12 protein-coding genes are annotated in these 14,254 nt (G+C 37.4%); all 12 read left to right on the forward strand.

What is annotated here, in order from left to right; genetic code table 11:
• A partial coding sequence (gene dnaA / locus F5ESL0228_RS00005) for a chromosomal replication initiator protein DnaA (protein ID WP_233553481.1) occupies positions 1-1,368 on the forward strand: 1,368 nt, incomplete at its 5' end.
• Positions 1,369-1,535: 167 nt separating this feature from the next.
• A complete protein-coding gene (gene dnaN / locus F5ESL0228_RS00010) occupies positions 1,536-2,666 on the forward strand; it encodes a DNA polymerase III subunit beta (RefSeq protein WP_122017513.1) in 1,131 nt (376 codons plus the stop codon).
• 202 nt (positions 2,667-2,868) lie between these two features.
• Positions 2,869-3,090 carry a S4 domain-containing protein YaaA gene (gene yaaA, locus F5ESL0228_RS00015; protein ID WP_199688543.1) on the forward strand — a complete coding sequence of 74 codons (222 nt, stop codon included), beginning with the start codon at positions 2,869-2,871 and terminating at the stop codon, positions 3,088-3,090.
• A gap of 8 nt (positions 3,091-3,098) precedes the next feature.
• Positions 3,099-4,238, forward strand: coding sequence for a DNA replication/repair protein RecF (gene recF / locus F5ESL0228_RS00020; protein WP_122017515.1), 1,140 nt, complete (start codon positions 3,099-3,101; stop codon positions 4,236-4,238).
• Entirely contained in the window at positions 4,228-6,198 is a 1,971-nt protein-coding gene (gene gyrB, locus F5ESL0228_RS00025; RefSeq protein ID WP_122022445.1) for a DNA topoisomerase (ATP-hydrolyzing) subunit B, read from the forward strand. Before recF ends, gyrB begins: the two co-directional genes overlap by 11 nt.
• 9 nt (positions 6,199-6,207) lie before the next feature.
• Positions 6,208-8,673 carry a DNA gyrase subunit A gene (gene gyrA / locus F5ESL0228_RS00030; RefSeq protein WP_122022446.1) on the forward strand — a complete coding sequence of 822 codons (2,466 nt, stop codon included), beginning with the start codon at positions 6,208-6,210 and terminating at the stop codon, positions 8,671-8,673.
• 221 nt (positions 8,674-8,894) lie between these two features.
• Positions 8,895-9,191, forward strand: coding sequence for a 30S ribosomal protein S6 (rpsF, locus tag F5ESL0228_RS00035; RefSeq protein ID WP_122017518.1), 297 nt, complete (start codon positions 8,895-8,897; stop codon positions 9,189-9,191).
• Between the two features lie 53 nt (positions 9,192-9,244).
• Positions 9,245-9,766, forward strand: a complete 522-nt coding sequence (gene ssb / locus F5ESL0228_RS00040; RefSeq protein ID WP_122022447.1) for a single-stranded DNA-binding protein — start codon at positions 9,245-9,247, stop codon at positions 9,764-9,766.
• Positions 9,767-9,790: 24 nt separating this feature from the next.
• Complete coding sequence (gene rpsR / locus F5ESL0228_RS00045; protein WP_090093298.1) at positions 9,791-10,027, forward strand: 30S ribosomal protein S18; 237 nt, start codon at positions 9,791-9,793, stop codon at positions 10,025-10,027.
• Between the two features lie 151 nt (positions 10,028-10,178).
• Complete coding sequence (locus F5ESL0228_RS00050) at positions 10,179-12,200, forward strand: DHH family phosphoesterase (protein ID WP_122017520.1); 2,022 nt, start codon at positions 10,179-10,181, stop codon at positions 12,198-12,200.
• Between the two features lie 12 nt (positions 12,201-12,212).
• Positions 12,213-12,668, forward strand: a complete 456-nt coding sequence (gene rplI / locus F5ESL0228_RS00055; RefSeq protein WP_122017521.1) for a 50S ribosomal protein L9 — start codon at positions 12,213-12,215, stop codon at positions 12,666-12,668.
• A gap of 38 nt (positions 12,669-12,706) precedes the next feature.
• Positions 12,707-14,086, forward strand: coding sequence for a replicative DNA helicase (gene dnaB / locus F5ESL0228_RS00060; RefSeq protein WP_122022448.1), 1,380 nt, complete (start codon positions 12,707-12,709; stop codon positions 14,084-14,086).
• The last annotated feature ends 168 nt before the right edge of the window (positions 14,087-14,254 follow it).

Here is a 14,254-nt window from a genome sequence, read left to right on the forward strand (position 1 = left end):
TTGTTTGATATCAATAAATTTTGGCAGCATTTTAATAACGAAATGCGCGAACGCTTCAACGAGGTTGCGTACAACGCCTGGTTCAAAAATACTAAACCACTTTCCTATAATAAGGACACTCATGAACTGCGGATCGCTGTCCAGAACCCAGTAACCAAGGGCTATTGGGAGAAGAACCTGTCCTCACAGCTGATCCAGTCGGCTTACGGCTACTACAACATCGAGGTCTTGCCCGTCTTTCAGATCGAGGGCAATTCAACTAGCGAGCGCCTAGTCACACCTAAGCCGCAGACACAGACAACACGTGAACGGCCTCGGCAAGAGAGCTCCAACGTTTTTGTGCGCAACCTCAAGCTTAACGAAAAATATACCTTCGACAACTTCGTCCAGGGCGAAGGCAACAAATTGGCCGCTGGTGCGGCGCTGGCGGTAGCCGACAGTCCCGGGAGCTTCTACAATCCGCTCTTTATCTTCGGCGGCGTCGGGCTCGGTAAAACCCACCTGATGCAGGCCATCGGCCACCAGATGCTGGCAGAACGCCCGAGTGCCAAGGTTGTTTACATTCAAAGTGAAACTTTTGTTAACGACTTTATCAATTCCATCAAAAATAAAACGCAAGATCAATTTCGTGAAAAGTATCGTACCTGCGATTTATTATTAGTCGATGATATTCAATTTTTTGCTAAAAAAGAGGGAATTCAAGAAGAATTTTTCCATACTTTTGAAACACTTTATAACGATCAAAAACAAATTGTGATGACTAGTGATCGCTTGCCAACCGAGATTCCTGATTTATCAGAACGGTTAGTATCACGCTTTACTTGGGGATTACAGGTCGAAATTACTCCACCAGATCTAGAGACACGAATTGCAATTTTACGCAAAAAAGCCGAAGCCGAGAATTTAACGATTGATGATAGCACTTTAGATTACATTGCTTCTCAAGTTGACACGAATATTCGTGAACTAGAAGGTGCGCTCGTTAAAGTGCAAGCACACGCGACGATTGAACATGAAGACATTAATGTTAATTTAGCTCGTGAAGCATTAGCAGACTTAAAATTGGTTCAGAAAAATCAAGGACTTCAAATATCAAAAATTCAAGAAGTAGTTGCAAATTATTTTCAAACTTCCACCTATGAATTAAAAGGAAAAAAGCGCGTGCGGCAAATCGTGGTACCACGACAAATTGCAATGTACCTATCACGAGAATTAACAGACTCAAGTCTTCCTAAGATTGGTCAGGAATTTGGTGGCAAGGATCATACAACTGTCATGCATGCATATGAAAAAATTAGTCGTGAAATTAAAACCAATTCCGAAATCAAAACAGCAGTATTTGATTTAAAGCAGATGCTTGATCGTTAAAAAGTTATTAACTGTGGAAAAATAATAGACTTATTCACATTTTTTGAACCAGTCGAATTACGTTATTTTAAGCGTAAATAACCTTTTCAACAGAAATCACAGGACCTACTAATACTACTAACTTATATATATAATTAACTAAACATGATTATCATCAGGAGGCAATTATGAAATTTACAATAAACAGAAATCTTTTTGTAGACAATCTCAATAACGTTATGCATGCAATCTCATCGCGGGCAACTATTCCAATCTTAAGCGGTATAAAGCTTAGCTTATCTGAAAATGAATTACTTCTAACTGGAAGTGATACAGATATTTCTATCGAAATTCGTATACCAGTAAGTGAAGATTTATCAGTTGAATCAACTGGATCAATTGTTTTACCAGCAAGGTTTTTCAGTGAAATTATTAGACGACTACCAGGTAAAGAATTTTCACTTGAAGTAAAATCCAGTTTTCAAACGCAAATTATTTCAGAAACTAGTGAATTCACGATTAATGGATTAGACGCTAATAATTATCCAAGATTACCGGAAATTCCTGATGAATCAACTTTTACAATTTCTGGTAAAACCTTCCACGAAATTATTAATGAAACTCAGTTTGCGGTTGCGACTCAAGAAAGTCGACAAGTTTTAACGGGAGTTCATTTTACTTTTAGTCCAACTCAAATTCATGCTGTAGCAACTGATTCACACCGGTTATCTAGTCGTGCAATAGATTTGGAAAATGGACCACAAACTAAGACTGATTTGATTATTCCAGGTAAGTGTTTACTAGAACTGGCGCGTATTATCGGTGAAACTGATCCTGAAATTAGAATTTGTCCTGGAAATAATCAGGTATTATTTGAAATTGGTAATATTTTATTTTATTCTCGTTTGCTTGAAGGTAGTTATCCAGATACTGAACGATTAATTCCCAAAGAAAGTACTACTAGTGTGGAATTTGATTTAGTAGAACTTTCAAGTGCCTTGGATCGCGCTAGTCTGTTAACTCACGCTGGTCGCAATAATGTAGTTGATTTGACAATCGATACAGAGAAAAAGACGGTAATACTTTCTGGTGAGTCCGCTGAGATTGGTAATGTTGAAGAAAATGTTAGTTTCAATAAACTAACTGGAGAAAATTTAAAAATTTCGTTTAATCCGGATTATTTGCGTGACGCACTGAGAGCTTCAGTTTCTGACACTATTGTGATGGATTTCACGCAACCGCTTCGACCTTTTACAGTTAATCCTAATAAAACGGACATCAACTTTGTACAATTAATCACACCAGTTAGAACTTTTTAATTACAAACAAAAAAGTCATCGAATGATGGCTTTTTTTATGATCATCTTTGTCAGATGCGCTTAAATAAGTACTTGTTTTTACTTTTTAGCTATTTACTGTTGAAGTATTTGTTTTATAAAAACCGTTTAAACGGCTTTATATTGGCTTTTGAGTTGTCTTTTACTTGGGAAACGAATATACTTATTATAGGTATTTATAGTGGTGAAGGTGGATATTATCAAAGAATTTAAAGTAAGGGGTAATTATATTACCTTGAGTCAATTTTTGAAGGAAGAAAGCATTATTTCTTCTGGTGGACAAGCCAAGTGGTATTTGCAGAATAATCCCGTTTTACTGAATAATGAAACAGAAAATCGACGGGGCAAAAAGCTCAGACCAGGGGATAAACTAGAAGTTGCACAAGAAAAGTATGAATTTCGGTAACTAAGTAAATGTACCTTAAACATTTTAATGCACAAAATTATCGTAACTTACAACAATTGGATATTGAATTTGATCCCAACGTCAATATTTTTATTGGACAAAATGCGCAAGGTAAAACCAATATGCTTGAAGCAATCTGCTTTTTGGCGTTAACACGCTCACATCGGACTAGTAACGACAAAGAACTCATTGCTTTTGGCAAAGATTATGCGAATATTACTGGGCACGTTTATAAGAGTCAAATTGATTTGTCATTACGTGTTTTGCTTACTAAAAAGGGGAAGAAAGTTTGGATTAATCGGATAGAGCAATCCAAATTATCCAAGTATGTTGGGCAACTGAATGCAATTCTATTTTCGCCTGAAGATTTAGAACTTATCAAAGGAGCCCCCTCATTGCGCAGGCGCTTTATGGATCAAGAATTTGGTCAAATTAGTGCTGAATATTTGTATTTTGCTGGTAAGTATAAACAGGTTCTCCAGCAAAAGAACAATTACTTAAAGCAATTAGCCAATGGTTCCGCACATGATATGATGTTCTTAGATGTCTTATCCGATCAGTTAGCAGGAGTAGCTGCAGAAGTAATTGTTCGTCGGTTTAAATTTTTAACTTATTTAGATCGGTATGCTCGCGATGCCTATGCTTATATCAGTGCTGGTAATGAGGAATTGAAACTTGTTTATCGACCATCGGTACGAGAAATTAATGAAACTGATAGTGTTGAAGAAGTTTATCGCAAACTACTGATCAGTTTCCAAAGAAATCAATCAGGTGAAATTGTCAAAAAAACCACTTTAAGTGGTCCACACCGTGATGATGTTGAATTTGAACTTAACGGTAAAGATGCTCATTTGTATGGTTCGCAAGGTCAGCAGAGAACAATTGCTTTAAGTATTAAACTTGCAGAAATACAATTGGTTCACCACTTAACTACTGAGTATCCACTGCTTTTGCTTGATGATGTGATGAGTGAACTTGATCACAAAAGGCAGAGTGCGCTGCTTAATTACATTCATGGTAAGACGCAGACCTTTATTACTACGACAGATTTAAGCGGTATTTCCTGGGAAATAATTAAAAAACCAAAAGTATACCGAATTGAATCTGGACAAATTTATTTAGAAGAGGGGAAATTGAATGGCCGATAACGACAATCAAAAAGAAAATTTTGAGCAGATCAAGCAATATGAAAAAGAAGCTGATAAATATAATGCCAGTCAAATTCAAGTTTTAGGTGGACTTGAAGCAGTTCGAAAGCGTCCAGGGATGTACATTGGTTCCACTAGTTCTCAGGGCTTGCATCACTTAGTCTGGGAGATAATTGATAATGGAATTGATGAGAGTTTGGCAGGCTTTGCAACTAAGATTGAGGTAACAATTAATAGTGATGGCAGTGTTACAGTTCAAGATGATGGTCGTGGGATACCTGTCGACATTCAAAAGAAGACGGGTAGACCGGCGCTTGAAACTGTTTTTACTGTTTTGCACGCTGGTGGTAAGTTTGGCGGTGGCGGATATAAGGTTTCTGGTGGACTTCATGGTGTTGGTGCATCAGTTGTTAATGCGCTATCAACTAAACTTGATGTTACGACGATGAGAGATGGGAAAAAATATTATATTGATTTCGATCACGGTCGTGTTAATACTGAAATGAAGATGACTGGGACAGTTTCGTTATCAGAACATGGTACAATTGTTCATTTTTTTCCAGATCCAGATATCTTTACTGAAACAACTTCCTTTGATGACCAAGTATTGAAGAATCGAATTCGGGAATTGGCATTCTTAAATAAGGGCTTAAAGTTGACTTTTACTGATCAACGCAAAGAAAGCGCTGAAACAGATGTCTATCATTACGAAGGTGGTATTCAAGAGTATGTTTCTTTTTTGAATAAGGGAACCGATGTTTTATTTAATGAACCAATCTATGTTGATGGTGACTACAATGATATTAATGTCGAGGTAGCACTACAATATACCACCGGTTATAAGACAACTTTAATGACATTTGCCAATAATATCCATACTTATGAAGGCGGAATGCACGAAGCAGGTTTTAAAACGGCATTGACTCGTGTAGTAAACGATTATGCGCACAAAGCAAAATTGTTAAAAGATAATGATGATAATCTCTCTGGTGAAGACATACGAGAAGGTATGACAGCTGTTGTTTCGGTTAAGCATCCAGATCCACAGTTTGAAGGACAAACTAAGACTAAACTTGGCAATTCTGATGCTAGGACAGCAGTCGATCATTCATTTTCCGAAACTTTTAATAATTTTTTGATGGAAAATCCGCAAGTTGCACGCAAAATTGTTGAAAAAGCACAGTTAGCTGAAAGAGCGCGGACCGCTGCCAAGCGGGCTCGTGAGGTTACTCGGAAAAAGTCGGGGCTTGAAATTGCCAATTTACCCGGTAAATTGGCCGATAATACTAGTAATGATCCAAGTATTTCAGAATTGTTTATTGTTGAGGGGAACTCTGCTGGCGGTTCTGCTAAGCAGGGCCGCTCACGATTAACTCAGGCAATTTTGCCTATCCGTGGCAAGATTTTAAATGTTGAAAAAGCTTCAATGGATCGTATTTTGGCTAATGAAGAAATTAGGTCCTTGTTTACTGCTCTTGGAACCGGATTTGGAGCTGATTTTGATGTTTCTAAGGCTCGATATCATAAATTAATTATCATGACGGATGCCGATGTCGATGGTGCTCATATTCGAACGTTACTTTTAACTCTATTTTATAATTATATGAGACCTATGATTGAAAAGGGATATGTCTATATTGCTCGTCCGCCTCTATATCAGGTTCGTCAAGGAAAGGTAATTAAGTATCTTGATACTGACGAAGAATTGCATGATTATTTAGGTAGTTTACAACCAAGTCCGAAAGCAACAGTTCAAAGATACAAGGGGTTAGGTGAAATGGATCCTGAACAGCTATGGGAAACAACTATGAATCCTGAAAATCGGCGGCTTGATAGAGTAAGCCCTGAGTATGCTAAAGATATTGATGATGTATTTGAACTATTGATGGGCAACGATGTTGCACCACGACGCAAATTCATTGAGACCAACGCTAAGTACGTTGAGAATATAGATGCATAGGAGGTTTAAATGGATAACGACAATCAAGGTCAAGATCATAGAATAAGAAATGTTGATCTGACTAGTGTAATGAATAGCTCATTTCTTGATTATGCCATGTCAGTTATAGTAGCGCGGGCACTACCTGATGTTCGCGATGGGTTAAAACCAGTACAACGGCGTATTTTATATGGAATGAGTGAACTAGGCGTTACACCGGATAAACCATATAAAAAATCAGCCAGAATTGTTGGTGAAGTCATGGGGAAATTTCATCCTCATGGGGATTCTTCAATTTATTTAGCGATGGCACATATGGCGCAAGATTTTAGTTACCGCTATATGCTAGTAGATGGACATGGAAACTTTGGTTCTGTTGATGGCGATGAACCAGCCGCAATGCGTTATACTGAGGCGCGAATGAGTAAAATTGCGGTAGAAATGCTTCGCGATATCAATAAAAATACGATTGATTGGCAACGTAATTACGAAGACTCAGAAAATGAACCAGTTGTACTGCCGGCTCGCATTCCCAATCTCTTGGTAAATGGGACTAGTGGAATTGCAGTTGGTATGACAACTAATATACCACCACATAACTTATCCGAAGTTATTACAGGGTTACATATGTTGATGGATAATCCTGATGTTACAACAAAGGATTTAATGAAAGCAATTCCCGGACCTGATTTTCCTACTGGTGGAACCATCATGGGTCGTGGAGGAATCTATCGTGCTTATGAGACCGGTCGTGGCAATATTGTTGTTCGGGCTAATACAACGATCGAAGCAGAGAAAAATGGTCGTGAGCGAATTGTTGTGACAGAATTGCCTTATTTGGTAAATAAAGCCGAATTGATTAAAAAAATTGCCGACTTGGCTCGTTCAAAAACAATTGACGGTATTACTGGGGTACGGGATGAATCTGATCAGACTGGTATGCGTGTTACAATTGATATTCGCCGAGATGCCAGTGCTAGTGTCGTTTTAAATAATTTATTCAAACTGACTCAAATGCAGGCTAATTTCGGCATGAACATGGTGGCTATCGCTGATGGTGCCCCACACTTTTTGAGCTTAAAACAGATGCTGGAATATTATCTTAAGCATCAAGAAGATGTTGTTACTCGTAGGACTAAGTTTGAATTAGAAAAGGCTGAAGCTCGAGCACATATTTTAGCCGGCTTAAAAATTGCTCTAGATCATATTGACGAAATAGTTCATATTATTCGTCAAAGTGATTCGAGTGATATTGCTAAAGCGGCTTTGATTAGTCGTTTCGGACTTGATGATAAGCAATCGCAAGCTATTCTAGATATGAGGTTGGTTCGCCTTACAGGGTTAGAACGGGACAAAGTTGAGGCAGAATATAAGGATTTACAACTTAAAATAGCTGATTACAAGGATATTCTTGCAAAAACTGAGCGAATTCATGAAATAATTTACAATGAACTTCTCGATACACAAAAGCGTTTTGGTGACGATCGCCGGACTAAGATTAGTGAGGGTGATGTTATTTCAATTGAAGATGAAGACTTAATTGAAAAGCAAGATGTCTTATTGACCCTGACTCATAGTGGTTATATCAAACGGATGCCAATTAATGAATTTAAGACTCAAAATCGCGGTGGTAAAGGTATTAAAGGAACGGGCATTAAGGATGGAGACTTTATTGAAAAATTGATCTATGCCAGTACGCATGACCTGTTGTTGTTCTTTACTAATAAGGGTAAAGTCTATTCCAAGAAAGCATATGAAATTCCTGAACTAGGTCGTACAGCCAAAGGATTACCAATTGTCAATCTTCTTCAATTTGAAAAAGGGGAGAAGATTGAAACAATCATTAATATACCCGAGGATGCATATGACAAGTACCTCTTCTTTATTACTAAAAAAGGAACTGTTAAACGCACACAGGTGAGTGAATTTGCTAATATCAGAAATAGCGGATTAATTGCATTAACTTTGCGTGACGGGGATGAGTTAACTAATGTATTGACTACTGATGGTAAGCAGGACATTTTGATCGGTACACATTTGGGTTATGCAGTACGTTTCAGTGAAAAAGCAGTTCGTTCTATGGGTAGAACAGCCGCTGGAGTACGTGGTATTAATTTGCGTGACCATGATTATGTGATTGGATCCGACATTATTCGTGATCAAGATGAAGTTTTAATTGTTTCTGAAAATGGTTATGGTAAGCGGACTTCTGCTACTGAGTATCCAGTTAAGGGCCGAGGCGGTAAGGGAATCAAGACCGCAAATATAACTGCAAAGAATGGGCCACTTTCTGGTGTAACTGTAGTCGATGGTACACAAAACATTATGGTTATTACCAATGACGGAATTATGATTCGATTCAAGATTGAAGATGTTTCGCAAACTGGCCGTAGCACGATAGGCGTTCGCTTAATTAAGGTTAACGATGGCAACAAAGTTGCTAGTTTGGCACTTGTTCCGGTCGAGGATCAAGTGGCTGAAGAGTCTAAAGAGTAGATGGACTAAAAAGAATAAATAATTAAATAAAACAAAAAATTATCAAATATTTTTACGTACTTGTTACTGGAGAAAACGAAATTTCTCATAGGATCACGTGAAGATACTTTGGTAATTTTTTATTTATGTGCTAAAATTAGAAATTGTGAGTAATGAATGATTACTCTCCTTGTTCTTGAATTTTAGCAAGAACCATTTAGTCCAGAAGGAGGTGCACTAGTATGACAACTACTAAGTACGAAATAACTTATATTATTAAGCCGGATATTGACGAAGAATCAAAAAAGGCTTTAGTTGAAAACTATGATAAGGTTATTACCGATAACGGTGGTACGATGGTTGAATCAAAAGACTGGGAAAAGCGTCATTTTGCATATGAAATCAATAAATATCGTGAGGGAACTTACCATATCATGACTTTCACTGCTGATAATGCTGACGCAGTTAATGAATTTGATCGTTTATCTAAGATTGACACTGCTGTTTTACGTTCAATGACTGTTAAAATAGACAAATAGGCAAAGCTTTATCTTTATCGTTTTCGTGATTTAGGAAAGGGAGGACCTATAGTATGATTAATCGAGTTGTACTTGTTGGCCGTTTAACGCGTGATCCTGAATTACGTACTACTGGGAGTGGAATCTCGGTTGCTACGTTTACTCTTGCCGTTGACCGTCAGTATACTAACGCTCAAGGTGAGAGAGGTGCAGATTTTATCAGTTGTGTCATTTGGCGTAAAGCTGCAGAAAATTTCTGTAACTTTACGTCTAAAGGTTCACTTGTGGGTATTGATGGCCGGATTCAAACCAGAACATACGATAATAAAGACGGGCAAAGAGTGTATGTGACTGAAGTTATCGTTGATAATTTTTCACTACTTGAATCACGTAAAGATCGTGAAACTCGTGGCCAAAATGGTGGTTTTACACCAAATAATAATGGCGGTTTTGGTAATCCAAATGCCACTAGTTCGCCAAATATGGGACAATCAAATCAGAATACTCCGATTAATAATCAGCCGGATACAACACAGGATCCATTTGCTGGTTCGGGAGATACAATTGATATTTCTGATGACGATCTTCCATTCTAACTTTTAAAAGAAAGGATCTAGGATATGGCTCAACAAAGAAGAGGCGGCCATCGTCGTCGTAAGGTTGACTTTATCGCAGCCAACCATATTGATTACGTTGACTACAAGGACGTTGATCTGTTGAAACGTTTTATCTCAGAAAGAGGTAAAATCTTACCACGTCGTGTCACTGGCACTAGTGCTAAGAATCAACGTAAGGTAGCTAAGGCAATCGAAAGAGCTCGCATTATGGGCTTGTTGCCGTTTGTTACTGAAGATTAATTAGCTGAATAAAATAAAATACACTGAGCCAATATTGGCTTAGTGTATTTTTGTATACAGAATTTAAGCTTTATGGTAAGAGTTTCTTATCCCGTGAATACAAGGTATAATAATACTAATGTAGTTTACATTAATTTAGGAAGGATCTTACATGAAAGATTTTTTACGTAAGCTTGAATTTCCTGCTTTTATCAAGGATTCACGGTTAACGGCTTCAGTCCTAGTTATCTTGATTCTGTCGCTATTAGGCAGTATTGTAGCTATGATTATGAATCCATTATTCGGATTAGCAATGGTTGTAATTTTTATATTAACTGTTGCCTGTACCGTTTATGGTGCCTATGTCTTGGCTGGCAATGCCAATAATTTTGCTGTTAGCTTGTCATATCGAATTAAACGTAGCGAGCAAGAAGCGATGATCAAGATGCCACTGGGAATTTTGCTTTATGACGAAGATAGGCAAATCCAGTGGGTAAATCCATATTTACAACTTTATTTAAAAGATGATGATTTGATAGGACACACAATTAAATCGGTTGACCCAGATTTAGATGAATTAATTGACGATTCAATCAAGTCTAAAACTGCAGAAAATCATGTTGTTAACTGGGATGGACATCAATTTGAAATGGTCATTCAGGATAATTTAGGAGTTGTTTATTTATTAGATATTACGCGTTACGCTAAAATTGAACAACGCTATAACAACGAACTATTGGCGATTGGTCAAATCTTTATCGATAATTATGATGAATTAAGTGAAACAATGGGTGATCAGGAACTAACAGCGACGAGCTCTTATGTTCAAAATACTTTGAGTGAATATGCCAAAAAATTTAATGCATACTTAAAGCGAATAGATGAAGATCATTTTTTGTTGTTAGTTCATATGCAAGATTTGACAAAGATGGAACAAGATAAATTCTCTGTATTAGATAAAATGCGAATGGAAACGAGCCGTAATAATACACCATTGACTTTATCAATTGGGATTGCCTTTGGAAGCAGTCTGATAACTGAACTGGCTGATCAGGCACAATCTAACCTTGACTTAGCATTGGGACGTGGTGGCGATCAGGTTGTTTTGAATCAACCTGGCAAGGCTGCGCGCTTTTATGGTGGAAAATCTAATCCGATGGAAAAAAGAACCCGTGTGAGGGCTCGTATGGTTTCGCAGGCAATTAGTGAGCTGTTTAAAGAAGCGGATCAGGTTTTTGTTGTTGGTCATGCCAATCCAGATATGGATTCAGTTGGTAGTGGTATTGGTGTAGTTAAAATTGCTAGATTACATGGTGTTAAAGCAAATTTTGTCTTAGATCTTAATAAGACTAATTATGATGTAGGACGATTAGTGATCCAAATGAAGCAGGCTAAAGATAACGCAAACTTGTTTGTTTCGCCTGATCAAGCTCTAAATAGTGTGACAAATAAATCAATGTTAGTAATGGTTGATCATTCAAAATACTCAATTACGTATTCGAAAGATTTGTATGATCGATTGAAGAATCGAATTATTGTCATAGATCATCATCGCCGCGGTGAAGAATTTCCAGAAAATCCAATGCTGACATATGTTGAACCATATGCTTCTTCTGCTAGTGAATTAGTAACAGAAATGGTTGAATATCAACAACCAAGTTCTGGTAAACGAATTTTAACTGATCTTGAAGCAACAGCAATGTTAGCTGGAATTACGGTTGATTCTAAGGAATTTTCTTTACGAACGGGAACAAGAACCTTTGATGCTGCTAGCTATCTGCGTTCAATTGGTGCCAGCTCGGTAGGTGTAACTGAACTGCTCAAAGAAGATATTGAAAGCTTTTTGGAAAGGATTCGTTTAGTTAGCAGTCTAAAGATGATCAAGCCGAAACTGGCGGCTTTATGTGGATCGAATGATAAAATCGTCGATCCAATTGTTACGGCACAAGCAGCTGATACTGCTCTTGATATAGAGAATGTTGAAGCGAGTTTTGCAATTACACGTCGTGATAAGGATACAATTGGTATTTCTGCTCGTTCAATGGGTAATATTAATGTTCAGGTTATTATGGAAAAATTAGGCGGTGGCGGACACTTATCGAATGCTGCAACTCAGTTAAAGAATATAACGATTGAGCAAGCACTTGATAAATTGGTCGCAGCGGTTGATACTTATGAAAAAGAAAATGAATAAAAGGAGAACAAAATGAAAGTTATTTTTACTGAAGACGTTAAAGGTCGCGGCAAACGCGGTGAAGTTAAGAATGTTCCTGATGGTTATGCGCAAAACTTTTTAATTAAACGAGGATTAGCCAAGGCTGCTACCAAAGCTAATATGCATACGCTTGAAAGAATTAATGCTAATGAAAAGGCTGCATATGAAAGTGAAAAAGCCGAGGCAGAAAGGATTAAAGCACTTCTGGAAAAAGATGAAACAGTTGTCAATTTCAAGTCAAAGGCCGGTTCTGATTCACGTTTGTTTGGATCAATTTCAAGTAAGAGAATTGTTGAAGGATTAGAAGAGCAATTTGATATTAAGATCGATAAACGTAAATTAAGCTTATCTGAGCCAATTAAAACATTGGGGTATACAAATGTCCCAGTTAAATTATTTAAGGGTGTAGAAGGCAAAATTCGCGTTCATATTACACAGCAAGATTAAGCTTTGAATTAGATTCTGATAAAAAGTGGTCATAACTAATGGATAATATTGTCTCACAGCAAATACCGCACGATGATGAAGCAGAGAAGGCAGTCTTAGGTGCAATTTTTATTGATCCTAAATCAATTGCTGATGCCAGTGCGGAAGTACAACCTGATGATTTTTATAAAAAGGCTAATCAGTTAGTTTTCCAAGCAATGTTGGACATATCTGACCGTGAAGATGGAATTGATCCGCTAACTTTGCAGGATGAATTGACCAAAAAAAATCAACTGGATGATATCGGTGGAATTGCATACGTTTCTGAACTAGCAATTGCGACGCCAACGGCAGCACATGTTGTCTATTATGCAAAAATTGTCCACCGTAAAGCTCTTTTACGCCGGTTGATTTCCGCTAGTCAAAAAATCATTACTAATGCTATGCAGGATTCTGATGATGTGACGGAAATTCTTGATAACGCTGAAAGTGAGATCATGAATGTTTCTTCAGAAAATAGTACAAATGGTTTTCGAAGCATTAAGGAGATTGTTAATTCAACAATTGAGGAAATAAATGATATTCCTGAAGATGGAAACATGGTTACAGGTTTGCCTACAGGATTTGTCGAACTAGATAAAATGACAACTGGTTTACATGACGATGAACTTGTTATAGTGGCTGCACGTCCTGGTGTTGGTAAAACCTCCTTTGCTTTAAATATTGCCCAATTTGTTGGACTACATACTGAAAAAGCAGTTGCAATGTTTTCCCTAGAAATGGGAGGCGAGCAGTTAGTTCAGAGGATGTTGGCTTCTGAGGGATTAATTAATTCTCAACATTTAAGAACAGGACAATTAGATGAAGAGGAGTGGCGTAAACTAATTGTTGCATCGGGCTCCTTAGCTAATGCCAAAATTTATATTGATGATACTCCGGGAATTAAGATGAGTGAGATAAGAGCGCAATCTCGGCGTTTGGCCAAGGAAAAAGGTAATCTTGGGTTAATTGTGATTGACTATTTACAACTTATTGAAGGTCCACGTAGTGAGTCTAGGCAACAAGAAGTTTCGGCCATTTCTCGGCAGTTAAAAAAATTAGCAAAAGAACTTCATGTTCCTGTAATTGCATTATCGCAATTGTCGCGCTCTGTCGAGCAACGACAAGATAAGCGTCCAGTTTTGTCTGATATCCGTGAATCAGGTTCAATTGAACAGGACGCAGATATTGTTTCATTTTTATATCGTGAGGACTATTATCGTGAAGAAGATCAAGACGAAGATAAAAATCCCGAAGTTGGTGCAGAAGAAGATAATGGCGAAGTAGAGGTTATTATTGAAAAGAACCGTTCAGGAAGTCGAGGGACAATTAAGTTGATGTTTTCAAAACCGTATAATCGCTTTTCAAATCTCGATTATACTCATCATCAGCCTGAATAATAAAAAACAATATAAATTATAATCATCAAGCTCCAAGATGATGGTTTGAGGCTTGATGATTTTTTGATTACAAAATTGAGCGTTTTCAGTGACAAACAGTTGTTTTAATTGTACTATTAATAGAGTAAGAGAAATTTTCACTAATTTTTTTAGGGAAAGGACATAATA

Origin of the sequence: Lactobacillus sp. ESL0228 (assembly GCF_003692825.1) — a bacterium.
In the GTDB taxonomy this organism is placed as follows: domain Bacteria; phylum Bacillota; class Bacilli; order Lactobacillales; family Lactobacillaceae; genus Lactobacillus.